Origin of the sequence: Pseudomonas sp. GV105, assembly GCF_003058185.1 — a bacterium.
Lineage (GTDB): Bacteria > Pseudomonadota > Gammaproteobacteria > Pseudomonadales > Pseudomonadaceae > Aquipseudomonas > Aquipseudomonas veronii.
Genome location: NZ_QBUF01000003.1, coordinates 382702 through 405904, shown reverse-complemented (window position 1 = coordinate 405904; position 23203 = coordinate 382702). Strand labels below are relative to the sequence as shown.

The window sequence follows — 23203 nt, the reverse complement described above, 5'->3', positions numbered from 1 at the left end:
ATTCCAGTTTGGAATAGTTGGCAGTCTAACAATTCGCTGTGGGGATGGAAGCGGTCTCTCTAAAATGGAGGCCTACGAGGACCCAAAGCCCATGAAACGTTTAAGCTTCAAACACGTCGGCCGTCTGCTGACTGAATTGGTCGTGCTGCTGGCCATCTACCTGCTCGGTACGCAACTGGTGGCCTGGTTGGCGTGGCCCATCCCCGGTGGGGTGATGGGCCTGGGCCTGTTGCTGGCGGCTTTCGCCACCGGTCTGGTCAAGCCGGCGGCCCTGCAACTGGGGGCGGGCGTGTTGATGGCGGAAATGTTGTTGTTCTTTATTCCGGCCTTGATGAGCCTGCTGGACTACGGCGGCCTGGTGCGCAATGACGGTTGGCGGATTCTGCTGGTGATCGGCTTCAGCACCCTGGCGGTCATGCTGGTGACGGCCTTCACCGTGGAACTGGTGTGTCGCTGGAAGCTGCGCCATGAAGCTTGAACTGATGCCAGTGTTCTGGCTTGCCCTGACCCTGGGCGCGTATTTCTTCAGTCGCTGGATCTACCGTCGGACCGGGCGCTACCTGTTGTCGCCGCTGATCCTGGTGCCCGCGCTGCTGCTCGCGGTGGCCGTGCCGATGCACACCGCCTATGCCGAATACGCCAGCGACACCCATTGGCTGATGCTGGTGCTGGGCCCAGTGACGGTGGCGTTCGCGGTGCCGATCTGGCAGCAGCGACGTTTGCTGGCGCGGTATTGGTCGGCCTTGCTGCTGGGGATGCTGGCCGGCAGCGCGGCGTCCATCGGCACCTCGTTCGGCCTGGCCAAGGCGCTGGCGCTGGACAGTGCGGTGACGATGTCGCTGGTGCCGCGTTCGATCACCACACCGTTTGCCATGCCGATGTCTTCTGACCTCGGCGGCGTGCCGGAACTGACGGCGGTGTTCGTGATGTTCACCGGCGTGTTCGGCGCCATGCTCGGGGGTGTGCTGCTCAAGTGGCTGCCGCTGCGCACGCCTTTGGCACGCGGGGCATTGTTTGGGGTGGGCGCGCACGGCGCGGGCGTGAGCCGGGCCCATGAAGTGGGGGGCGAAGAGGGCTCTGTCGCAGGCCTGATGATGGTGTTGACGGGGCTGCTCAACCTGTTTGCCGCGCCTTTGTTGGCGGCACTTCTCTGACGCGACTTGGACAGATTTAAACTATTCTCATGGCTGACTCGTGCGGCCATCAAGCTGGCTGCGAAGGCAACTACCTGCGCCACGACGTCTGACTACACTGACCCTTCACTTAAAAAATAATAAGAAAGTGCGTCAAGGAGGTCGTTGCCGTGAGCCTAGCCCCCGTTGTATCGCCACAGAGTGTCAAAGATCAGGTCAGCGCCGCCGAATGGCAGACGCGCGTCGATCTGGCTGCGTGCTATCGCCTGGTCGCCCTGCACGACTGGGATGATCTGATTTTCACGCATATCTCGGCCAAGGTGCCGGGCACCGATGATTTCCTGATCAACCCCTATGGGATGATGTTTCACGAGATCACGGCGTCGAGCCTGATCAAGGTCGACCAGGCCGGCAACAAACGGATGGACAGCCCCTACGACATCAACCCGGCCGGCTACACCATCCACAGCGCGATCCACGAAGTGCGCCACGACGTGGAGTGCGTGCTGCATACCCATACGGCGGCGGGGGTTGCGGTGTCTGCGCAGAAGCAGGGCATACTGCCGATCAGCCAGCAGTCCTTGTTCGTGTTGTCCAGCCTGGCCTATCACGCATACGAAGGCGTGGCGCTGAACCACGAGGAAAAAGCCCGTTTGCAGGCCGACCTCGGCGACAACAATTTCCTGATGCTGCACAACCATGGCCTGCTGACCTGCGGCGCGACCATCGCCGACACTTTCTTGATGATGTTCACCTTTCAGCGCGCCTGTGATATCCAAGTGCTTGCGCGCAACGGCGGGGCTGAATTGATCGCCATCGACCCGCAGATTCTCGCTGGGGCCAGGGCGATGGTGGCGGCTGTCACAAAGAGCGCCCAAGGTATGGGGGGCGCGCTGGCCTGGCCGGCGCTGCTGCGTAAATTGGACCTGCAAGATCCAGGGTATAAAAGTTGATGCCTCTCGCCGAAATTCCGCTCAGAGCCTGGCGCAAGTGCGGCCAGAGTTTTGTTTTTCGTGGCCACACCATTCGCTATTGGGTGGCCGGGCAGGGTGAGCCGCTGCTGCTGATCCATGGCTTCCCGACCGCCAGTTGGGACTGGCATTACCTGTGGCAGCCCCTGGCCCAGCGCAACCTGGTGATCGCCTGCGACATGCTCGGGTTTGGCGATTCGGCCAAGCCGCTGGATCACGACTATTGCCTGTTGGAACAGGCGGATCTGCAACAGGCGCTGCTCGACCACCTGCATGTGCGACAACCGGTGCATGTGCTGGCCCATGATTACGGGGACAGCGTCGCCCAGGAGTTATTGGCGCGGCATCACGAAGGCCGCTTCCAGATGGCCAGTTGCGTGTTCCTCAATGGCGGGTTGTTCCCCGAAACCCATCGCCTGGCCCTGGTGCAGAAACTGCTGCTCAGCCCCTTGGGCTGGATGATCGGTCGCACGTTTGGGCGCAATGCCTTGTCCGACAGCTTCAGCCAGATCTTCGGCGCGCAGACCCGCCCCAGTGAGAGCGCCCTCGATGATTTCTGGAGCTTGATCGACTGCAATGACGGGCCGCGCATCCTGCATAAACTGATCAACTACATTCCCCAGCGCCGTCGCCTGCGTGAGCGTTGGGTGGGCGCCCTGCAACGTGGCGACGTGCCGCTGCGGGTGATCGACGGCGAGTTCGACCCGATTTCCGGCGCGCACATGGTCGAGCGTTACCGCCAGTTGGTGCCCCACGCCGACACGGTATTGCTGGCCAATATCGGCCACTACCCGCAGATCGAAGCGCCGGTGCAGGTGCTCAAGCATTACCTGGAGTTTCGACAGCAGATCGCGCACGCGCCGCCGCGCATGGCCTATTCCTGAAACAGGCGATCATCCTGCTGCCTTATCGCGCACCATTCAGCCGTGGCCGTATTTATTGTGACCGCAGGCGCCGTGCCTGACACTCGAGCCATTCCCATCGTCGCCATTGGAGTTCGGTATGAGTGAGTCAGTGCAGTTCCAGGATAAGGTCGTGATCGTCACCGGTGCCGGCGGCGGGTTGGGCCGGGCCCATGCGCTGCTGTTCGCCAGGCACGGGGCCAAAGTGCTGGTCAACGATCTCGGCGGTTCCACCCAGGGCGAGGGCGCCAATGCGTCGGCGGCCGACCGTGTGGTCGCACAAATCCGCGAAGCCGGCGGTATCGCCGAAGCCAACCATGATTCCGTCACCGACGGCGAGAAAATCGTACAGAACGCCCTGGATGCGTTCGGCCGTATCGACGTGGTGGTGAACAACGCCGGTATCCTGCGCGACAAGACCTTCCACAAAATGGACGACAGCGACTGGGACTTGGTTTACCGGGTGCATGTCGAAGGTGCCTACAAAGTCACCCGCGCCGCCTGGCCTCATCTGCGTGAACAAAGCTATGGGCGGGTGATTTTTACTGCGTCCACGTCGGGCATCTACGGCAATTTCGGGCAGTCCAACTACGGCATGGCCAAGCTCGGCCTGTATGGCTTGACCCGCACCCTGGCGCTGGAAGGGCGCAAGAACAACATCCTGGTCAACGCCATCGCCCCCACCGGCGGCACGCGCATGACCGAAGGCCTGATCCCGCCGCAGGTGTTCGAGCGCCTCAAGCCGGAACTGGTCAGCCCGCTGGTGGTGTACCTGGGTAGCGAGGCGTGCCAGGAAACCTCAGGCTTGTTCGAAGTGGGCGGCGGCTGGATCGGCAAGACCCGCTGGGAACGCAGCCTGGGTGTGGGCTTCGACCCGGAAGCCGGGTTCTCGCCGGACGACGTGGCCGCGCACTGGCAACAGATCTGTGACTTCGAAGGCGCGGTGCATCCCAAGGACACTATCGAGGCTTTGAAGGAGATGATGGTCAATTTGCAGAAGTTCAGCCTCTGATCATTGCCGGATACACCTTCAATACTGCGGGGCGCTGACGGCGCCCCGCTTTTTTTCAGGCATAAAAAAGGCCGCTGCAAAGCAGCGGCCGAAGTAAGACGTTGGATCAAGGAGCGACAGACTCAACGTCAGTGAACACCGGTAACAGATTGAATACAGTAGCCAATCCGTCGAATTTCAGCTGTTCTCCCGAAGGTGGGAGCGGGCCGTTTGCCCTGAAAGCCAGGCAAGAATAGAGGGTTGTAACAAAATGAGTAATAGCGCTTCAGGACAAGGACTGTTACGGATATGACAACAGTCACCCCCTGGCGCCATCCACCGGCCTGATAACCCGCCATCCATGGGGCGCATGCCCCCGCGCAGAGCCGCGCCAGAGCGGCGTTAATCCTTTCGGGCGACAACACGAATACCTCCTTGGTGCGCTTATCGCTCCCGAAGGGCGGCAGTAGGGTGGGGCCTTCTGTCACTCACCGGGGAAGACGCATGACAAAAACAACAATGCGCGCCATCTTCACGCCGCAGGCGCTGGCCGCCGCGGTTGCGTTGGGATGCTGTGCCCAGGCACAGGCTGTTTCGTTCAACATCGGCGAGATCGAAGGGCAATTCGATTCCTCGCTGTCGGTCGGCGCCAGCTGGGGCATGCGCGATGCCGACAAGAAACTGGTGGGCGTGTCCAATGGCGGCACGGGGCAGGCTTCCACCGGGGATGACGGGCGACTGAACTTCAAGAAGGGTGAGACCTTCTCCAAGATCTTCAAAGGCATCCACGACCTGGAACTCAAGTACGGCGACAGCGGCGTGTTCGTGCGCGGCAAGTACTGGTACGACTTCGAACTGCAGGACGAAGACCGCGAGTTCAAGCAGATCAGCAATCACCATCGCGACGAAGGTGCGCGCTCCTCCGGTTACGAGCTGCTGGATGCGTTCGTCTATCACAACTATTCCATCGCCGACCTGCCGGGCAACGTGCGCGTCGGCAAGCAGGTGGTGAGTTGGGGCGAGAGTACGTTTATCGGTAACTCCATCAACAGCATCAACCCCATCGACGTATCGGCCTTCCGCCGCCCCGGCGCCGAGATCAAGGAAGGGCTGATACCGGTCAATATGCTGTTCGCCTCCCAAAGCCTGACCAACCAACTGACGGTAGAAGGCTTCTACCAGTTGAACTGGGAAAACACCGTGCTGGATAACTGCGGCACGTTCTTTGGTGGCGACGTGGCGGCCCACGGTTGCAACGGTAACTACACGGTCGGCAGCCCGGCGATTGCGCCGTTGCAACCGGTGGCCGCAGCGTTCGGCCAGGGCTTTGAGGTCACGCGTGAAGGCGTCGTGGTGCAGCGCGCCAAGGACCGTGATGCCCGCGATGGCGGCCAATTCGGTGCGGCCTTGCGCTGGCTGGGCGACGACACCGAGTACGGCCTGTACTTCATGAACTACCACAGCCGCACGCCGACCGTCGGCACCCTCACCGCCAACACCAACCTGGCCACCATCGGGCGCATCGTCAACACCGCCAACGCCATTGCGCCAGGCACCGGCTCGGCCCTGGCCCAGAGCACCATGCTCGGCCGTGGCCAGTACTATCTCGATTACCCGGAAGACATTCGCCTGTACGGCGCCAGCTTCTCCACCACCCTGCCCACCGGCACGGCCTGGACCGGGGAAATCAGCTACCGCCCGAATGCGCCGGTGCAACTCAACACCACCGACCTGACCCTGGCCCTGATCAACCCGATTGCCGGCAACACCGCCTCGCCGATCCACAGCTCGTTCGGCGCCGACAATGCCGGTTACCGGCGCAAGGAAATCACCCAGATCCAGAGCACCATGACTCAGTTCTTCGACCAAGTACTGGGGGCCGAACGCCTGACCCTGGTGGGAGAGGCCGCCTTCGTCCACGTCGGCGGGCTGGAAGCGAAAAGCAAACTGCGCTACGGCCGCGACTCGGTATACGGCGCCTATGGTTACGGTGGCGACACCGACGGTTTCGTCACGGCCAATTCCTGGGGTTATCGTGCCCGCGCCATCCTCGACTACAACAACGTGTTTGCCGGGGTGAACCTCAAGCCCAACCTGTCCTGGTCCCACGACGTCAACGGCTACGGCCCCAACGGCCTGTTCAACCAGGGCGCCAAGGCGATCAGCGTCGGCGTCGATGCGGACTACCGCAACACCTACACCGCCAGCCTGAGTTACACCGACTTTTTTGGTGGCGACTACAACACCCTGACCGACCGCGACTTCCTCGCCCTCAGCTTCGGCGTGAACTTCTGATTTGGCTTAAAGAAGGACAAGACTCTATGCGTAAGTTAATTGCTGTGATGGCCCTGAGTGTGTTGGCCGCCAACGTCATGGCGGCCGTGTCGCCCGAAGAAGCCGCCAAACTCGGCACCAGCCTGACTCCCGTCGGCGCCGAAAAGGCCGGCAACGCCGATGGCTCGATCCCGGCCTGGACCGGCGGCATTCCAAAAAATGCCGGTGCGGTGGACAGCAAGGGCTTCCTCGCCGACCCGTTCGCCAATGAAAAACCGCTGTTCGTGATCACCGCCGCGACCGTCGACAAATACAAGGACAAACTCTCCGACGGCCAGGTGGCGATGTTCAAGCGTTACCCCGAGACCTACAAGATCCCGGTGTACCCGAGCCACCGCACGGTCAACCTGCCGCCGGATATCTACGAGTCGATCAAGCGCAGCGCGCTGAACGTGCATGCGATCAACGACGGCAACGGCCTGGAGAACTTCACCGGCAACCGCTACTACGCGTTCCCGATCCCCAAGAATGGCGTGGAGGTGCTGTGGAACCACATCACCCGTTACCACGGCGGCAACCTGCGGCGCATCATCACCCAGGCCACCCCGCAGACGAACGGCAGCTACACGCCGATCCGCTTTGAAGAAGAAGTCGCGGTGCCGCAGGCGATCCCGGATATCGACGCCGCCAAGGCCGCCAACGTGCTGAGTTTCTTCAAGCAATCGGTAACGGCCCCGGCGCGGCTGGCGGGCAACGTGCTGCTGGTCCACGAGACCCTCGACCAGGTCAAGGAACCGCGCCTGGCCTGGATCTACAACGCTGGCCAGCGCCGTGTGCGCCGGGCGCCGCAAGTGTCCTACGACGGCCCGGGCACCGCGTCCGACGGCCTGCGCACCACGGATAACTTCGACATGTTCTCCGGCGCCCCCGATCGTTATGACTGGAAGCTGGTGGGCAAGAAAGAGATGTACATCCCCTACAACAGCTACAAGCTCGATTCGCCGAACCTCAAGTACGACGACATCATCAAGGCCGGGCATATCAACCAGGACCTGACCCGCTATGAGCTGCACCGCGTGTGGGAAGTGGTCGGCACCGTCAAGCCGAGCGAACGGCACATCTATGCCAAGCGCCACATGTACATCGACGAAGACAGCTGGCAGGTCGCGTTGGTGGATCACTATGACGGCCGCGGCCAACTGTGGCGTGTCGCCGAAGGTCATGCACAGTTCTACTACGACCATCAGGTGCCGGCCTACACCGTGGAAACCCTGTACGACCTCATCGCCGGACGCTACATCGCCCTGGGCATGAAGAATGAGGAGAAGAGCAGTTTTGTGTTCGGGTTTGCGGCCAAGGCGGCGGACTACACGCCGGCGGCGTTGAGGGCTTCGGGCGTGCGTTGATGCCTGTTTGAAATGCAATCTTAATGTGGGAGGGGGCTTGCCCCCGATAGCGGTGGATCAGCTACAGAGAGCTGACTGATCCACCGCCATCGGGGGCAAGCCCCCTCCCACATTGGGTTTTGTGCATGGCTATTAATCACTGCGTTGAATACTTCTTCAATATTCGCCGAGCACGGGGCTAGGGTAGGTGTCAGGTTGCATAACAATAAAAACGCAGGATGCAGCAATGACCGCCATGACACGCTGCCTGGACCGTCCTGGATTCATGCCACGGCTGTCCGCCCATCATCTGTTGCGCCCGCGCCTGGCCGAGCCGTTGTTGGCGGCGCAGGCGCGGGTCAAGTTGCTCTGTGCCCCGGGCGGCAGTGGCAAGAGCGCGTTGCTCGCCGAGTGCGCCTTGCAGGCGCCGGCGGGTTGTCAGGTGTACTGGCTACCGCTCAATGGCGTGCCGCTAAGCCCGCTGGATTTGTGCCGGCGCCTGGCGCACAACCTGGGCCTGGCGTTTACCGATGAAGCCACGCTGTTGCAGGATCTCAGCCGCTGGCAGACGTCGGCGTGGCTGTTTCTCGATGATTTCAGCCGGCTGCCCGCGCCCGAGCTGGATGCCTTGCTCGACCGCCTGCTCAGCGCCAGCCACCCGGCGCTGACCTGGTGGCTGGGTGCGCGGCGGCGCCCTGGGTGCAACTGGCCGCGGCTGCTGCTCGACGATGAGCTGCTGGAATGCAGTGCGGCCGAGTTGATCTTCAGCGCCGAGGAAGTCCAGGCCCTGCTCGGCGAGGCGCCGGGTCACAGCGTCGAGCGCGTGATGCGGTTCAGCGCCGGTTGGTGCGCCGGGGTTCGCATCGCCTTGCTCGGCGACGGCCATCCCGACAAGACCTTGCTCGACTACCTGCAACACGAGCTGTTCAGCACCTTGCCGGCGGAACTGGAGGAAGCCTGGCGGGTGCTGGCGCATTTGCCGCGTTTCAATGCGGGCTTGTGCGAGCACCTGTTCGGCTTTGGCGATGGCGCTCAGTACCTGCGGGACTTGCAGGCGCTCGGCGCATTTATCCAGCCCTGGGACGATGCCGCCGACTGGCTGCAAGTCTTCGCGCCGCTTGCGCAGTTGATACGGGATGAACCCTGGCCGGCCAAACGCTCCTGGCACCGACGGGCCTGCCAATGGTTCAGTGCCGAGGGCGACTGGCAAGCCGCGTTCGAGCAGGCGCTGCTGGCCGAAGAATACGAAGTGGCCGTCAGCCTGTTGCAGCACTTCAGCTTCGAAGACCTGTTCCGCCAGCAGAATGCCGTGCTGTTGTTGCGCCTGCATGAACAACACGGTGACGAACTGATGCTGTGTTCCGCGCAGTTGGTGGGGCTGGTCACGGCCGCGTTGCTGTTCGCCGGGCGCTTCGAGCAGGCCGCGTTGTGCATCGGCCAACTGGCGCGTTTCGCCCCGCAACCGTCGGCGCCGCAGCAACGCCTGTTGTTGGCGCGCTGGCAGGCGCAGTGGGGGTGGTTGCTGCATCTGGCGGGTGATGCGCAACGTTCTCGCGAGCATTTCCTCGAGGCCTTGCAGGCGTTGCCCGACAGTGCGTGGACATCACGTCTGATGTGCTTGTCGGGGCTGACCCAGCAAGCCTTGCTGCGCGGTGAGCTGGAGGCGGCCCAGACCCTGAACCGCGAAGCGCTGTGCCTGGCGCGGGCCCATGGTTCGCTGTTGCTCGAAGCCCTGCTGGAGCTGGATCACGCGCAATTGCTCGAACAGCGCGGCGCGCCGTACCGCGCGCAAAACCTGTTGGAGCAGGTGCAGGCGATGTTGCTCAAGCAGCGGCTGAAGGCTGGGCCGCTGGTCGGACGTATCGCCTTGCGGCGTGGGCATCTGGCCCTGCGCCAGGGGCAGGACGCGTTGGCTGCCGAGTGCTTCGAGACGGGCTTGAGCATGTGCCTGCACAGCCAGGACAAGCGCGTGTTGTATGGCTATCTAGGCCTTGCGTTGTTGGCGGCCAATCACGGTGATTACGCCCAGGCCTTTATCCAGTTGCGCGAGGCCGAGCGCCTGATGCAGCAGCGCCAGGTGCCGGACACGGTGTACCGCGCGGTGTTGCTGCTGGTCAGCGGGCACTTCTGGTTGCAACAGGGTCGCGCCGAATTGACGGTGGCAGCGCTGCGCCGGGTGCTCCGCCATTTCCGAGGGCCCGACGCCAAGCAGGCGCCGCCGGCCACGCTGGAATTAATCCCGCGTCTTGAATACCTGCTGGTGTTGGCCGAGGTCAAACTGGGCGTCGCCGATCAACCGCTGGCGCGGCTCAACGCGTTGCTGGACGCTTCCCGCCAACGCGGCATGCTGTGCCTGGAGGCCGAATTGCACCTGGTGCTTGGGGAGGTGGCCTGGCAACTGGGCGAACCGGCGATGGCGCGTCGTTCACTGCAACACGGCCTGGAACTGGCAGGGCGTTGCCAGGTGCAGCAAGCGATCCGCGAGCTGCGTTTACGCTCGCCCGGGCTGTTGAGTGAGCTGGGCCTGGAACCGCAGGCCTCGCCGACCGGCACGGCGGATAACCCGCTGAGCCAACGCGAGCTGGAGGTGCTGCAACTGATCGCCCTGGGCAACTCCAACCTGGAAATCGCCGGCCGCTTGTTTATCTCGCTGCACACCGTCAAGACCCACGCGCGGCGCATCCACAGCAAGCTCGGCGTGGAGCGACGCACCCAGGCGGTGGCCAAGGCCAAGACGTTGGGCTTGATGGTTTAAGCGCAGAACGCCTGACGGTATTCGCCGGGCGTCGCGCCCATGGCCTGGCGAAAGCGATGGGTGAAGTGGCTGGCGCTGGAGAAGCCGCACATCAACGCGATGTCACCCACGGGCAGGCTGCCGCTGCGCAGCAGGTTCTGCGCGCGGGCCAGGCGCCGGGCCAGCAGGTATTGATGGGGCGGCAGGCCGAAGCTTTGGCGGAACATCCGCGCAAAATGGTATTCCGACAGCGCACACATCCCGGCCAATTGCCCGAGGCTGATGGGGTCGTCCAGGTGCTGGTCGATGTAGTCCACCAACAACCGCCGCTGATGCGCCGCCAGCCCGCCTTTCAAACGCAGCCCGTCGCGCGCGCCGACTTGGCTGAGCAAGGTGTGGCTGAGCATTTCATGGGCCAGGCTGCTGGTCAGCAGGCGTTCGGCGGGCTCGTGCCAGTTGAGGGCGATCAACTGGTGAAAGCGTTGCGCCTGGCTGGGGTCTTCGAGGAAGGTGCTTTCCTGCAGTTGCAGCGCGCGCGGTTCGCGGTCGAGCAGGGTGATGCAGCCCAGGGCGAATTGCGCCTGGCTGAAATACACGTGGGCCAGGCGGATGTCGCCGTTGATCACCCAGGCCGACTGATGCTCGGCCGGCAGGATGCACAACTTGTCGGGCCCGCCCTTGGTGCCCGGCTGGTCGCGACGAAACGTGCCGGTGCCGCCGCCGATGTAGCAGGACAAGGTGTGATGGCCGGGCGCCTGGTAGTCCTGGGAATCGTGGTGGTTGCTCCACAACGCCGCAGACAAGCCGTCACCGAGCTCGGCGCAGGCTTCGAGGCGAGCGTGGGGCGAGCGGTTGAGGGCTTGAAAGACTTGCAGGGATTCCAGCGTTGACATGGTGTGTACTCTCCGACGCCTTGCATCCTACTCCGAGCCGCTGGCGCTGTGAGCCTGCCGTGCGACAAAAGCGCAAGAATCTGCAAGCGCCGGCCAGGGCTTGAAGGCGACACTGTGGCTCAACCAGCGGAGCCTGTTATGAACCTTTTCCTGTATTTACTCACCGTGCTGATCTGGGGCACCACCTGGATCGCCCTCAAGTGGCAACTGGGTGTGGTGGCGATTCCCGTGTCGATTGTCTATCGCTTCGCCCTGGCGGCGTTGGTGTTGTTTGTGCTGTTGCTGCTCAGCCGCAAGTTGCAGGTGATGAACCGGCGCGGGCATCTGATCTGCCTGGCCCAGGGGTTGTGCCTGTTCTGTGTGAACTTCATGTGTTTTCTCACGGCCAGCCAGTGGATTCCCAGCGGGCTGGTGGCGGTGGTGTTTTCTACGGCGACGCTGTGGAATGCCCTGAATGCGCGGGTGTTTTTTGGCCAGCGGGTCGCGCGCAATGTGTTGATGGGCGGCGGCCTTGGCTTGCTGGGCTTGGGCCTGTTGTTCTGGCCGGAGCTGGCGGGGCACACCGCGAGCCCGCAGACCTTGCTCGGGCTGGGTTTGGCGCTGTTGGGGACGATGTGTTTTTCGGCTGGCAATATGCTTTCGAGCCTGCAGCAGAAGGCGGGGTTGCGGCCGTTGACTACCAATGCCTGGGGCATGGCATATGGTGCGGTGATGTTGGCGACCTATTGCGTGGTGCGCGGTATTCCGTTCGAGATGGACTGGAGTGCGCGGTATGTCGGGGCGTTGGGGTATTTGGTGATTCCGGGGTCGGTGATTGGGTTTACGGCGTATCTGACGCTGGTCGGGCGTATGGGGCCTGAGCGGGCGGCGTATTGCACGGTGTTGTTTCCGGTGGTGGCGCTGAATGTGTCGGCGTTTGCCGAGGGGTATCAGTGGACTGCGCCGGCGTTGGTGGGGTTGGTGTTGGTGATGGTGGGGAATGTGTTGGTGTTTCGTAGGGTTAGGGTGGTTCAGGCGGGGGAGGCGGTGTTCAGGGCGAAGCAAGTCTGAGGTGGGAAGGGGGGTTAAGGTGGGAGGGGATTGCTTTAGGTGGGAGGGTGTTGCTTTAGGTGGGAGGGGGCTTGCCCCCGATAGCAGTGGGTCAGCTACAAATAAGTGACTGGCCCACCGCTATCGGGGGCAAGCCCCCTCCCACATTTTCAGCATTTCAGCATTTCAGTATTTCAGTATTTATTGGGTTTGGTTGGGGGATCTGGGTTATTTGAGGCCTAGGCGTTTGGCCATGCGGCCTAGGTTGGCGCGGTCCAGGCCTAGTTCGCGGGCGGTGCTGGCCCAGTTGTGTTGGTGGCGTTCCAGGCAGGCGTTGATGACTTGGCGCTGGTAGTGTTCGGTGGCCTGGCGCAGGTCGCCGCCGGCGATGGCGGTGACTTCGGGTGGGGGGGCGATCGGCGCTGCGCTGACGTCGGGCAGGTCCAGGTCTTGGGCGCTCAGGCTGAGAATCTTCGGACGTTCGCGACAGTTTCCCAGGGCTTTCAGTGCGCTGCGTCCGATCAAATGTTCCAGCTCGCGCACATTGCCCGGCCAGTTGTAGGCCAGCAACGCGGCTTGGGCGTCGCTGGTCAGGCGCAGGCTGCCCAGGCCCATGCGCGAACGGTTCTGTTCGAGAAAGAACCCGGCCAGCAGCAACACATCGCGCCCGCGTTCGCGCAGTGCCGGCACTTGCAGCGGGTAGACGCTGAGGCGGTGGTAGAAGTCGGCACGGTAGCGGCCGTTGCGCACTTCTTCGGCCAGGTCGCGGTTGGTGGCGGCGATCAGGCGCACGTCCACTTGATGTTCCTTGTCCGAGCCCAGGCGCTGCAGTTGGCCGCTTTGCAGGACGCGCAGCAGCTTGGCCTGCACCGTCAACGACAGCTCGCCGACTTCGTCCAGAAACAACGTGCCGCCGTTGGCCAGTTCGAATTTGCCCCGACGCTCGTTCAGCGCGCCGGTGAAGGCACCGCGCACGTGGCCGAACAGCTCGCTTTCCACCAGGGTTTCCGGCAGGGCGGCGCAGTTGAGGCTGATCAGCGGCTTGTCCGCACGGGACGATGCGGCGTGGATCGCCTGGGCTACCAGTTCCTTGCCGACCCCGGTTTCGCCGGTGATCAACACGGTGAGGTCGCTGCCGCCCACCAGGTTGATCTCTTCGACCAGGCGCTTGTGGGGCTTGCTCTGGCCGATCATCTCTTTGTGCTGCTGGCCGCTGGCCTGGCGGTAGATCTCGGCACGCTGGCGTTCGTCTTCGGCGCGCAATGCCAGGTGTTCAATGCGTTCGGCGACGTTGACCGTGGCGGCGGCGAGGCTGGCGAAGGCTTGCAGGGCGTCCAACTCGACCCGTTCGAAGCGCTCGGTGTCGAGGGCGTCCAGGGTCAGCAGGCCCCATGGTTTGTCATCGACATACAGCGGGCAGCCCATGCAGTCGTGAATTTCGAGGTGCCCGTGCAGGCCGTCCACCAGGCCGTCGTAGGGGTCGGGCAATTCACTGTCGCTGTCGAAACGCGTCGGGCCGGGGCTGCCAAGCAGCACGGCGAAACGCGGGTGTTCGCTGACCTTGAAGCGTCGGCCCAGGGTATCGGCGCTCAAGCCGTCCACTGCCAGCGGCACCAGCGACTCACCGTCCAGGCGCAACAGCGCGGCGGCGTCGCACGGCAGCAGGGCGCGCATGGCTTGCAACAGGCGGCGGTAACGCTCGCCTTCGGGCAGTTCGCGGGACAGGTCGGCGACCAGGGGGAGCAGGGTGGTGAGCAGCGATTGCGCAGTCATAATGACTCCTTGTAGTCCTTATGACTATAAGACGTAGGAGGTCATACTGACTACTGGTAATTTAACTTATTGAAATTAAACGATTTATTAGTTGGCATGAATACTGAGTACTCCAAGGCAATCAGTAAAGAAGCCCAGGAGGCTCCATGCTTAGTGCCCAAGACCGTGCCATCATCAAATCCACCGTGCCCCTGCTGGAAAGCGGCGGCGAAGCGCTGATCACCCATTTCTACCGCATGATGCTCTCCGAGTACCCGGAGGTGCGCCCGCTGTTCAACCAGGCGCACCAGGCCAGCGGCGACCAGCCCCGTGCCCTGGCCAATGGTGTGTTGATGTATGCACGACATATCGACCAGTTGGATCAACTGGGTGATCTGGTGGCGAAGATCATCAACAAACACGTGGCCTTGCAGATCCTGCCGGAACATTACCCGATCGTGGGAGCCTGCCTGCTGCGTGCGATTTCCGAAGTGTTGGGCAGCGAGATTGCCACTCCCGAGGTGATGAGCGCCTGGGGCGCGGCCTACGGTCAGTTGGCGGACATCCTGATCGGCGCCGAAGCTGCGATCTATGATGAGAAAGCCCAGGCACCGGGCGGCTGGCGAGGTGCGCGGCCGTTCAAGCTGGTCAAGCGCATGGAGGAAAGTGCCGAAATCACGTCCTTCTATTTCGCCCCGCTGGACAACGGCCCGATCCTCGCCGCCGAGCCCGGTCAGTACATTGGTATGACGCTGCTGCTCGATGGCGAAGAAGTGCGCCGCAACTATTCCTTGTCGGCCCTCAGCGATGCCGGCCAATACCGCATCAGCGTCAAGCGTGAAGCCGGTGGGCGGGTGTCCAACTACCTGCATGATCAATTGCAGGTCGGCGCGACGATCGACCTGTTCCCGCCAGCGGGCGAGTTCACCCTGGCCGCCAGCGATAAACCGCTGGTGCTGATCAGCGGCGGGGTGGGCATCACGCCAACACTGCCGATGCTCGAAGCGGCCCTGGCCACCCAGCGTCCGGTGCATTTTATCCACTGCGCGCGTAACGGCGGGGTGCATGCGTTTCGGGAATGGGTCGACGCCCTGGCGGCCAAGCATCCGCAGCTCAAGCGCTTCTACTGCTATGACGAGGACGATGGCGTGAGCCCGGCAGGCGACACCGTGGGCCTGCTGAGCCAGGAACAACTGGCGGCGTGGTTGCCTGAGCAGCGCGACCTGGATGCGTACTTCCTCGGCCCTAAAGGCTTCATGGCCGCAGTCAAGCGCCACCTCAAGGCCTTGGGCGTACCCGAAAAACAAAGCCGCTACGACTTCTTCGGCCCCCCGCCGCCCTCGAATAACCCCCCACACACCCCCACACCCATACACCTGTAGGAGCGAGCTTGCTCGCGAAGAACGTCAACGATAACGCCCGCATCCAGGATGACCGCAGCGTCTTTGAGTTTTTCGCGAGCAAGCTCGCTCCTACAAGTGGCATATTAAACGCCGCCTCAAGGCCTTGGGCGTACCCGAAAAACAAAGCCGCTACGAATTCTTCGGCCCCCCCACACACCCATACACCTGTAGGAGCGAGCTTGCTCGCGAAGAACGTCAACGATAACGCCTGCATCCTGGATGACCGCAGCGTCTTTAAGTTCTTCGCGAGCAAGCTCGCTCCTACAAGTGGCGTATTAATCCGCCGTTAACCCCCTTCTGTTTAAACCACTCTCTGTGTGTAAACTTGCCGCCACAGGCACAACCAAACAAAGGGATACGGAGATGAGTGACGAATTGCGTTTAGGCAGGGAGCGGCGCTTTCTGGTGTTGCTGGGCATCATCTGCCTGGCGCTGATCGGCGGTGCGCTGTACATGCAGGTGGTGTTGGGCGAAGCGCCGTGCCCGCTGTGTATCCTGCAGCGCTATGCCTTGCTGTTGATTGCCGTTTTTGCGTTTATTGGTGCGGCTATGCGCAACAAAGGGGCGATCACGCTGTTTGAAGGGTTGGTGGTGCTCAGTGCCTTGGGCGGTGTGGCGGCTGCCGGTCACCATGTGTACACCCAGTTCTTCCCTGAGGTCAGTTGCGGCGTGGATGTGCTGCAACCGATCGTTGACGGCCTGCCCCTGGCCAAGGTGTTTCCGCTGGTCTTCCAGGTCGACGGCTTCTGCAGCACGCCGTACCCGCCGGTGCTCGGCCTGTCGCTGGCGCAATGGGCGCTGGTGGCGTTCGTGCTGACGGTGATCCTGGTGCCCCTGGGTATCTATCGCAATCGCCAACGCAAAGCCTGAGCCATTCATTGAAACGCCCCGGCCTTTCTTAAAGGAAAACCGGGGCGTTTTTGTTTGTAGGGATTTTTGAAGGGACAGTGACGCGGGACAATTTTGACGGCGCGCAGTGTGCGACATGTTGTCACACAGGCGCTGTCGCAGGGCGTTTCCGAGCCCTCGCAACGCCGCGTGAATTTGCCCATGGCCGTTAATGTGTGCTGTCAGTTCATCGTTTGAGCAACACCGCGAATAGCGCGCCGTTCGCGGCTTTCGGTGGTCAGCGAGTGCCCTGTTTTATGGGGGCTTGGAGCGCTTTTTCAGGCCCTTACGGCGGGTAAGGGGTGTGGCAGTTTGCCCTATAACACGGCATTTTTTGTGGTTTTTGTTGAGAATCCAACGCGATAAGATCGCGAACCTTTGCAAAATAGGTGAAGGATTATTGCTGGAATCGATAAAAATTATTTCTTTATAAGACATGGTTTATACATCGCTAGCTAACTACAATCGCCCGCACTGAATGTCCGGTGCTGTTCAATATTTGAGCATTGGAGCGGTCGAGGGGCAGATGGATGGCTCTGTGCGACCCCAGGTTCCGGCAGCCTTTCAACTATCCGCACCAAATGGAATTGGTCTGTAACAAGGCCTTTAACCACGAAATCGAATAAGAACTCACCGCAGGTCCGCGAACCGTCCAATTAGGGCGCACGGGCAGGCTCTTATTCAATCGAAGAGAAATGCCAACCCTTGGCAGGGTGAAGTGTTGGCGATCAAAACCCAACTGCATTGCGCAAGCTGCTTTAGAGGTCGTGAGATGAGTAAAAACAGGTACCCCCGATTACTAGGCTTTTTGCCGCTGCTTGGCATGATGTTAATGCTGGGAGGCTGCAAGTGGTCCTTGCTCGACCCAAAAGGACAGGTCGGTCTGGATGAACGCAACCTGATCATCACTGCCACCCTGCTGATGTTGCTGGTCGTGGTCCCTGTGATCATCATGACCTTCGCCTTCGCCTGGAAATACCGCGCGTCGAACACCAAGGCGACTTACGCGCCGAAGTGGTCGCACTCCACCAAGATTGAAATCGCGGTGTGGCTGGTTCCGATCCTCATCATCATTGCCCTGGGTTATGTGACCTACAAGTCCACCCACGCGCTGGACCCGTACCGTCCGCTGGACTCCGAGGTCAAGCCGATCAATATCGAAGTGGTCGCGCTGGACTGGAAGTGGCTGTTCATCTACCCGGACCTGGGTATCGCCACCGTCAACAAGATCGTGTTCCCGGAACATACCCCGGTTAACTTCAAGATCACCTCCGACACTGTGATGAACTCGTTCTTCATCCCAGGCCTGGGTGGCCAGATCTACGCGATGGCCGGCATGCAGACCAAGCTGCACCTGATCGCCAACCAGAAAGCTGAAATGGACGGCATCTCCGCCAACTATAGCGGCGCAGGTTTCACCGGCATGAAATTCAAAGCGATCTCGACGAGCCAGGAAGAATTCGACGCCTGGGTAGCCGAAGTCAAGGCCGCACCTAAACAGCTTGATCAAGCTGAATACGAAGCCCTTGCCAAACCAAGCCAGAACAACCCAGTCGCGCTGTACTCCACTTACACGCCTGACCTGTTTCAGAAAGTCGTCGACAAGTACGAAGGCATGAAACCAGGCAAGCCGGTCAAGCACGAGAAGAAAGAAGTGGCTGCGGTTGAAGGTTCTGACACGGGCTCGCATTCAACTGCTGGGGCAGAGGAGTAAACGATGTTTGGTAAATTAAGTTGGGATGCGGTCCCGTTCCACGAGCCGATTGTGATGATTACCATCGCCATGATCGCGCTGGGTGGTCTGGCACTGGTTGGGGGTATCACTTACTTCAAGAAGTGGACCTACTTGTGGACTGAGTGGCTGACTTCGGTCGACCACAAGAAAATCGGTGTGATGTACATCGTCGTTGCCATGGTCATGCTGCTGCGTGGTTTTGCCGACGCCATCATGATGCGTACCCAGTTGGCCATGGCCACTGAGGGCGCGCCAGGCTACCTGCCGCCTGAACACTATGACCAGATCTTCACCGCTCACGGTGTGATCATGATCATCTTTATGGCGATGCCTTTCTTCACCGGCCTGATGAACCTTGCAGTGCCGCTGCAGATCGGTGCCCGCGACGTTGCCTACCCGTTCCTGAACTCCCTGAGCTTCTGGCTGCTGGTGTCTGGCGTGGTGCTGATCAACGTGTCCCTGGGCGTCGGCGAATTCGCCAAGACCGGTTGGGTTGCGTATCCGCCATTGTCGGGCCTGAAATACAGTCCGGGCGTGGGTGTGGACTACTACATCTGGGCGCTACAGTTATCAGGGCTCGGGACGACGCTGACGGGGGTCAACTTCCTGGCCACCGTGCTGAAAATGCGCGCCCCTGGCATGAAGATGATGGACATGCCGATCTTCACCTGGACCTGCACCTGGGCCAACGTGCTGATCGTGGCTTCGTTCCCGATCCTCACCGCTACGCTGGCACTGCTGTCGCTTGACCGTTACCTGGATTTCCACATTTTCACCAACGAACTTGGTGGCAATCCAATGATGTACGTGAACCTGTTCTGGGCATGGGGTCACCCTGAGGTGTACATCCTGATCCTGCCAGCGTTCGGTATCTTCTCCGAAGTGATCTCGACCTTTACCGGCAAGCGCCTGTTCGGTCACCACTCGATGGTCTACGCCTCCGGTGCGATCTCGGTACTGGGCTTCATGGTGTGGCTGCACCACTTCTTCACCATGGGTTCGGGGGCCAGCGTCAACGCCTTCTTCGGCCTGGCGACGATGCTGATTTCGATCCCGACGGGGGTGAAGCTATTCAACTGGCTGTTCACCATCTACCACGGCCGTCTGCGTATGACCAGCCAGGTCGTGTGGACACTGGGCTTCATGGTGACCTTCGCCATCGGCGGTATGACCGGCGTACTGCTGGCCATCCCGGGTGCTGACTTCGTGCTGCACAACAGCTTGTTCGTGATCGCTCACTTCCACAACGTGATCATTGGCGGTGCGGTATTCGGTTACATCGCTGGTTTCAGCTTCTTCTTCCCGAAAGCGTTCGGCTTCAAGCTGCACGACGGTTGGGGCAAGGCTGCATTCTGGTTCTGGATCTCGGGCTTCTTCGTCGCGTTCATGCCGCTCTATGCACTGGGCTTCATGGGCATGACCCGTCGTCTGAACGCCACCACCAACCCTGAGTGGGTGCCGTACCTGTACGTCGCCATGATCGGTGCAGTGCTGATCGCGGTGGGTATCGCCTGCCAACTGATCCAGCTGTATGTCAGCGTGCGTGATCGCAAGCAGAACATGTGCGAATCGGGCGACCCATGGAACGGCCACACCCTGGAATGGTCGACTTCGTCGCCACCTCCGTTCTACAACTTCGCCGTGATTCCTACCGCGAACACCATCGATGCGTTCACCGAAGCCAAGGAAGACGGTACTGCGTACCAGCGGCCTAAGCACTACGAACCGATCCACATGCCAAACAACACCGCCACTGGCGTGGTGATGGGTGCGCTGTTGACCGTGTTCGGTTTCGCGATGATCTGGCACATCTGGTGGCTGGCAATCGTGAGCCTGGTGGGCACCATCGGCTACTTCATTGTCCACGCTGCACGTGATGATCAAGGCTACATGGTGCCGGTCGAAACGATCGAGCGCATCGAAGCCGAGCAGCACGCTCGCCTGGTGGCCGAGAAGAAGATCCCGGCCAACCGTGTAGAAACCTCGTTGGAACAGGCTTAAACCATGTCGAACTTAGTGACCAATGCTGGACACGCCCATGTCGATGACCATGGGCACGATGACCATCACCACGACTCGGGCCCGGTAACCGTCTACGGTTTCTGGCTCTACCTGATGACCGACTGCATCTTGTTTGCGTCGATCTTCGCGGTGTACGCGGTACTGGTAAACAACGTAGCGGGTGGCCCGGCGGGCCACGACATCTTCGAACTGCCTTACGTGCTCGGCGAAACCGCCTTGCTGTTGTTCAGTTCGATCACCTACGGCTTCGCCATGTTGTCCTTCTACAAGGGCAACAAGCAGGGCGTACTGACCTGGTTGGGCCTGACCTTCCTGTTCGGCCTGGGCTTCATCGGCATGGAGATCAACGAGTTCCACCTGCTGATCTCCGAAGGCTACGGCCCTAGCCGCAGCGGCTTCCTGTCGGCGTTCTTCACGCTGGTGGGGACCCACGGTCTGCACGTGACATCTGGCCTGATCTGGATGGCGATGATGATGTATCAGGTCAATAAACACGGCCTGACCAACACCAACAAGACTCGCCTGAACTGCCTGAGCCTGTTCTGGCACTTCCTGGATGTGGTCTGGATCTGCGTATTCACCGTCGTCTACTTGATGGGGACCCTGTAATGGCTAATGCACACTCCCATGACAGCCATGATGCGAGTCACGGCAGCGTAAAGACTTACGCTATCGGCTTCATCCTGTCGGTCATCCTGACCCTGATCCCGTTCGGCCTGGTGATGTACCCAACCTTGCCGAAGTCGATCACCTTGATGATCGTCCTGGCGTTCGCGGTGATTCAGGTCCTGGTTCACCTGGTGTACTTCCTGCACCTGGACCGCTCCGAGGCCCAGCGCGAGAACGTGATTGCGTTCGTGTTCGCAGGCCTGGTGATCGTTCTGCTGGTTGGTCTGTCGCTGTGGATCATGTTCAGCATCCACACCTACATGATGGCGAAGTGAGGTAAGACCCGATGTCGCTTAAGCACTTTATCCAAATCACCAAACCGGGGATCATTTTCGGTAACGTGCTTTCTGTGGCAGGCGGCTTCTTCCTGGCCTCCAAGGGACATGTCGATCTGGCCATCTTCCTGGCCGCCATGATCGGCACGTCCCTGGTGGTAGCTTCCGGTTGTGTGTTCAACAACTGCATCGACCGCGACATCGATATCAAGATGGAACGCACCAAGAATCGCGTGCTGGTCCAGGGCCTTATCTCCCTGAAACTGGCACTGCTGTTCGCGACCGTCCTGGGTGTTGCCGGCGTGGTGTTGTTGTACAAGGTGGCCAACCCGTTGGCGGCGCTGTTTGCCGTGATCGGCTTTGTCATCTACGTCGGCCTCTACAGCCTGTACCTCAAGCGCAAGTCGGTTCACGGCACGCTGGTGGGCAGTCTGTCGGGGGCGATGCCGCCGGTGATTGGTTATGTGGCTGTGACCAATAGCTTCGACATGGCCGCGCTGGTGCTGCTGGTGATGTTCAGCCTGTGGCAGATGCCGCATTCCTATGCCATCGCGATCTTCCGTTTCAACGACTACCTGGCTGCGTCGATTCCGGTTCTGCCGGTCAAGCGCGGCATCCAGGTGGCCAAGAAACACATCCTGCTGTACATCCTGGCCTTCCTCGTGGCGACCTTGATGTTGACCTTCAGTGGCTACGCCGGCATGAGCTACCTTGCCGTCGCCGCCGCCATGGGCATGTACTGGTTGTACATGGCCTGGACCGGTTACAAGGCGGTGGACGACACCGTCTGGGCACGCAAGCTGTTCGTGTTCTCGATCTTCACCATCACCGCGCTCAGCGTGATGATGTCCCTGGATTTCCAGGTGCCGAGAGAGCTGTTGCTGACCTACGCGCCCTGAGTGGTTCCAAGCAGTGAACAAGCCCCGCCTTCGTGAGAAGTGCGGGGCTTTTTCTTGGGCGCGGGATTAAATCGGCCGGCGCCTTTCTCGTCATACCTCACTGTACGAGCTGTGCGAATCCATTACCCGCGTACAAGGAGTTGTCACCATGGTCAGCGTTAGTCGTCGGTCCCTTCTCGCCTTGGGCGCGGCCTTGCCCTTGCTGGGGCGCCTGGACTGGGCAGTCGCCAGCCCACCACCGGCAAAGGCTGAGAAGGTACGGCTCAACTATAACGAAAGCCCCTACGGCCCCTCGGGCGCCGCCCGCGAGGCGATGCAGGACGCGATTGCCACGGCCGGGCGTTATCCCTACGGCCACATGTACGCTCTGGCCGCGTTGTTTGCCCGGCAGCAGGGGATTGCCGAAGCACAGGTGGCAGTGTTTTCCGGCTCCATGGCGGCGCTGCGCTACGCGGTGTTGGCGTTTACCGGCGAAAGCCGCGGCCTGGTGATGGCCACGCCGTCCTACGAGGTGCCGCGCCAGGCGGCCGAGGCGAGCGGGGCGCCGGTGCAGGAAGTGAGCCTCACGGCCGAGCACGCCCACGACATCCCCGCGATGCTCGCCGCCGATCCCCAGGCGGGCATGCTCTACCTGTGCAACCCGAATAACCCCACCGGTACCCTGACGTCCACCGAGGCCATCCGCCACGCGCTGGCGAACAAACCCCAAGGCAGCGTGCTGGTGGTGGACGAGGCGTACATCGACTTCGCCGACGCCCCCAGCTGTGTCAGTTGGGTCAAGGAACACGACGACCTGCTGGTGCTGCGCACCTTCTCGAAAATCTACGGCATGGCCGGCGCGCGCGTGGGCCTGGCGATCGGCGCCCCGGCGTTGCTGGCGCGCCTCGCGGTGTTCGGGGGCGACAACGTCCCTGCCGGCAGCGGCTTGCTCGGCGCGCAGGCCAGCCTCGAAGACGTCAACCTGTTGCCGCAACGCAAGGCCCTGAACGCGCAACTGCGCGAGGAGACCGTCGCCTGGCTCAAGGCCCGTGGGTTCACCTGCACGCTGTCGCAGAGCAACTGCTTCATGATCGACGTGAAGCAACCGGCGGAGCAGGTGATCGAGAAACTGGCCGCGCAAGGTGTGATGATCGGCCGCGTATGGAAGAGTTGGCCGCAGTGGGTGCGGGTGACGGTGGGGAACAAGCACGAGATGGAGCGGTTTCGCGAGGTGTTTGCGGCGCAGGTCCAGCGCAGCGTTTAACCCAA

The 23203-nt window shown here is 61.3% G+C and carries 20 protein-coding genes and 1 pseudogene; 18 read left to right on the top strand and 3 right to left on the bottom strand.

From position 1 onward, the window contains the following. Nucleotides 1-91: 91 nt before the first annotated feature. From C8K66_RS08160 to C8K66_RS08125, 8 genes are all read left to right on the top strand, one after another. The gene (locus C8K66_RS08160) at nt 92-478 is read left to right on the top strand and encodes a CidA/LrgA family protein (RefSeq protein WP_046488242.1); all 387 of its coding nucleotides are present in this window, start codon (nt 92-94) and stop codon (nt 476-478) included. Beyond that, a complete protein-coding gene (locus C8K66_RS08155; RefSeq protein WP_017847771.1) occupies nt 468-1154 on the top strand; it encodes an LrgB family protein in 687 nt (228 codons plus the stop codon). The genes C8K66_RS08160 and C8K66_RS08155 overlap by 11 nt, the downstream gene beginning before the upstream one ends. Before the next feature lie 149 nt (nt 1155-1303). Then, on the top strand, nt 1304-2086 hold the full coding sequence (locus tag C8K66_RS08150) for a class II aldolase/adducin family protein (RefSeq protein ID WP_108524586.1): 783 nt from the start codon (nt 1304-1306) through the stop codon (nt 2084-2086). Beyond that, on the top strand, nt 2086-2988 hold the full coding sequence (locus C8K66_RS08145; protein WP_057005282.1) for an alpha/beta fold hydrolase: 903 nt from the start codon (nt 2086-2088) through the stop codon (nt 2986-2988). Before C8K66_RS08150 ends, C8K66_RS08145 begins: the two co-directional genes overlap by 1 nt. Nucleotides 2989-3106: 118 nt before the next feature. Continuing rightward, a complete protein-coding gene (locus C8K66_RS08140; RefSeq protein ID WP_108524584.1) occupies nt 3107-4018 on the top strand; it encodes an SDR family oxidoreductase in 912 nt (303 codons plus the stop codon). A 483-nt stretch (nt 4019-4501) separates the two neighbouring features. Then, the gene (locus tag C8K66_RS08135; RefSeq protein WP_046382100.1) at nt 4502-6292 is read left to right on the top strand and encodes a DUF1302 domain-containing protein; all 1791 of its coding nucleotides are present in this window, start codon (nt 4502-4504) and stop codon (nt 6290-6292) included. A 26-nt stretch (nt 6293-6318) separates the two neighbouring features. After that, entirely contained in the window at nt 6319-7677 is a 1359-nt protein-coding gene (locus C8K66_RS08130) for a DUF1329 domain-containing protein (protein ID WP_046382101.1), read from the top strand. Nucleotides 7678-7903: 226 nt separating this feature from the next. Further along, nucleotides 7904-10411, top strand: a complete 2508-nt coding sequence (locus C8K66_RS08125) for a LuxR C-terminal-related transcriptional regulator (protein WP_108524582.1) — start codon at nt 7904-7906, stop codon at nt 10409-10411. On the opposite strand, the gene C8K66_RS08120 is transcribed toward C8K66_RS08125, so the two are convergent. Further along, on the bottom strand, nt 10408-11283 hold the full coding sequence (locus C8K66_RS08120; protein ID WP_108524580.1) for a helix-turn-helix domain-containing protein: 876 nt from the start codon (nt 11281-11283) through the stop codon (nt 10408-10410). The two genes, C8K66_RS08125 and C8K66_RS08120, sit on opposite strands and share 4 nt — an antisense overlap. A gap of 138 nt (nt 11284-11421) precedes the next feature. On the opposite strand from C8K66_RS08120, the gene C8K66_RS08115 reads away from it, so the two are divergent. Beyond that, nucleotides 11422-12333 carry a DMT family transporter gene (locus C8K66_RS08115; RefSeq protein WP_057005279.1) on the top strand — a complete coding sequence of 304 codons (912 nt, stop codon included), beginning with the start codon at nt 11422-11424 and terminating at the stop codon, nt 12331-12333. A gap of 207 nt (nt 12334-12540) precedes the next feature. Here the strand turns inward: C8K66_RS08115 and norR are convergent, their stop codons facing one another. Continuing rightward, nucleotides 12541-14085, bottom strand: a complete 1545-nt coding sequence (norR, locus tag C8K66_RS08110) for a nitric oxide reductase transcriptional regulator NorR (protein ID WP_057005278.1) — start codon at nt 14083-14085, stop codon at nt 12541-12543. A gap of 146 nt (nt 14086-14231) precedes the next feature. On the opposite strand from norR, the gene hmpA reads away from it, so the two are divergent. The 3 genes from hmpA to C8K66_RS08095 all read left to right on the top strand — a co-directional run bounded on the left by hmpA (nt 14232) and on the right by C8K66_RS08095 (nt 16337). Further along, nucleotides 14232-15446, top strand: a complete 1215-nt coding sequence (hmpA, locus tag C8K66_RS08105; RefSeq protein ID WP_108524578.1) for an NO-inducible flavohemoprotein — start codon at nt 14232-14234, stop codon at nt 15444-15446. A gap of 8 nt (nt 15447-15454) precedes the next feature. Further along, nucleotides 15455-15757, top strand: coding sequence for a hypothetical protein (locus C8K66_RS30870; RefSeq protein ID WP_158276046.1), 303 nt, complete (start codon nt 15455-15457; stop codon nt 15755-15757). Between the two features lie 73 nt (nt 15758-15830). Next, entirely contained in the window at nt 15831-16337 is a 507-nt protein-coding gene (locus tag C8K66_RS08095) for a disulfide bond formation protein B (RefSeq protein WP_017846721.1), read from the top strand. 473 nt (nt 16338-16810) lie between these two features. Here the strand turns inward: C8K66_RS08095 and C8K66_RS31590 are convergent. Further along, a pseudogene (locus tag C8K66_RS31590) lies at nt 16811-17100 on the bottom strand (hypothetical protein). Between the two features lie 27 nt (nt 17101-17127). Between C8K66_RS31590 and cyoA the strand changes: the two are divergent. From cyoA to C8K66_RS08060, 6 genes are all read left to right on the top strand, one after another. Continuing rightward, nucleotides 17128-18069, top strand: coding sequence for a ubiquinol oxidase subunit II (gene cyoA / locus C8K66_RS08085; protein ID WP_026139992.1), 942 nt, complete (start codon nt 17128-17130; stop codon nt 18067-18069). A 3-nt stretch (nt 18070-18072) separates the two neighbouring features. Further along, the gene (gene cyoB / locus C8K66_RS08080) at nt 18073-20091 is read left to right on the top strand and encodes a cytochrome o ubiquinol oxidase subunit I (protein ID WP_046382107.1); all 2019 of its coding nucleotides are present in this window, start codon (nt 18073-18075) and stop codon (nt 20089-20091) included. Nucleotides 20092-20094: 3 nt separating this feature from the next. Then, complete coding sequence (locus C8K66_RS08075) at nt 20095-20721, top strand: cytochrome o ubiquinol oxidase subunit III (RefSeq protein ID WP_017846724.1); 627 nt, start codon at nt 20095-20097, stop codon at nt 20719-20721. Then, entirely contained in the window at nt 20721-21056 is a 336-nt protein-coding gene (cyoD, locus tag C8K66_RS08070; protein ID WP_017846725.1) for a cytochrome o ubiquinol oxidase subunit IV, read from the top strand. The genes C8K66_RS08075 and cyoD overlap by 1 nt, the downstream gene beginning before the upstream one ends. Nucleotides 21057-21067: 11 nt before the next feature. Next, entirely contained in the window at nt 21068-21955 is an 888-nt protein-coding gene (cyoE, locus tag C8K66_RS08065; protein WP_017846726.1) for a heme o synthase, read from the top strand. A gap of 148 nt (nt 21956-22103) precedes the next feature. Further along, nucleotides 22104-23198, top strand: a complete 1095-nt coding sequence (locus C8K66_RS08060) for a pyridoxal phosphate-dependent aminotransferase (protein ID WP_108524574.1) — start codon at nt 22104-22106, stop codon at nt 23196-23198. Nucleotides 23199-23203: the final 5 nt, after the last annotated feature.

Coding starts and splice junctions, on each gene's coding strand:
- C8K66_RS08160 (WP_046488242.1), top strand. CDS start 92: ATGAAACGTTTAAGCTTCAAACACGTCGGCCGTCTGCTGACTGAATTG.
- C8K66_RS08155 (WP_017847771.1), top strand. CDS start 468: ATGAAGCTTGAACTGATGCCAGTGTTCTGGCTTGCCCTGACCCTGGGC.
- C8K66_RS08145 (WP_057005282.1), top strand. CDS start 2,086: ATGCCTCTCGCCGAAATTCCGCTCAGAGCCTGGCGCAAGTGCGGCCAG.
- C8K66_RS08140 (WP_108524584.1), top strand. CDS start 3,107: ATGAGTGAGTCAGTGCAGTTCCAGGATAAGGTCGTGATCGTCACCGGT.
- C8K66_RS08135 (WP_046382100.1), top strand. CDS start 4,502: ATGACAAAAACAACAATGCGCGCCATCTTCACGCCGCAGGCGCTGGCC.
- C8K66_RS08130 (WP_046382101.1), top strand. CDS start 6,319: ATGCGTAAGTTAATTGCTGTGATGGCCCTGAGTGTGTTGGCCGCCAAC.
- C8K66_RS08125 (WP_108524582.1), top strand. CDS start 7,904: ATGACCGCCATGACACGCTGCCTGGACCGTCCTGGATTCATGCCACGG.
- C8K66_RS08120 (WP_108524580.1), bottom strand. CDS start 11,283: ATGTCAACGCTGGAATCCCTGCAAGTCTTTCAAGCCCTCAACCGCTCG.
- C8K66_RS08115 (WP_057005279.1), top strand. CDS start 11,422: ATGAACCTTTTCCTGTATTTACTCACCGTGCTGATCTGGGGCACCACC.
- norR (WP_057005278.1), bottom strand. CDS start 14,085: ATGACTGCGCAATCGCTGCTCACCACCCTGCTCCCCCTGGTCGCCGAC.
- hmpA (WP_108524578.1), top strand. CDS start 14,232: ATGCTTAGTGCCCAAGACCGTGCCATCATCAAATCCACCGTGCCCCTG.
- C8K66_RS08095 (WP_017846721.1), top strand. CDS start 15,831: ATGAGTGACGAATTGCGTTTAGGCAGGGAGCGGCGCTTTCTGGTGTTG.
- cyoA (WP_026139992.1), top strand. CDS start 17,128: ATGAGTAAAAACAGGTACCCCCGATTACTAGGCTTTTTGCCGCTGCTT.
- cyoB (WP_046382107.1), top strand. CDS start 18,073: ATGTTTGGTAAATTAAGTTGGGATGCGGTCCCGTTCCACGAGCCGATT.
- C8K66_RS08075 (WP_017846724.1), top strand. CDS start 20,095: ATGTCGAACTTAGTGACCAATGCTGGACACGCCCATGTCGATGACCAT.
- cyoD (WP_017846725.1), top strand. CDS start 20,721: ATGGCTAATGCACACTCCCATGACAGCCATGATGCGAGTCACGGCAGC.
- cyoE (WP_017846726.1), top strand. CDS start 21,068: ATGTCGCTTAAGCACTTTATCCAAATCACCAAACCGGGGATCATTTTC.
- C8K66_RS08060 (WP_108524574.1), top strand. CDS start 22,104: ATGGTCAGCGTTAGTCGTCGGTCCCTTCTCGCCTTGGGCGCGGCCTTG.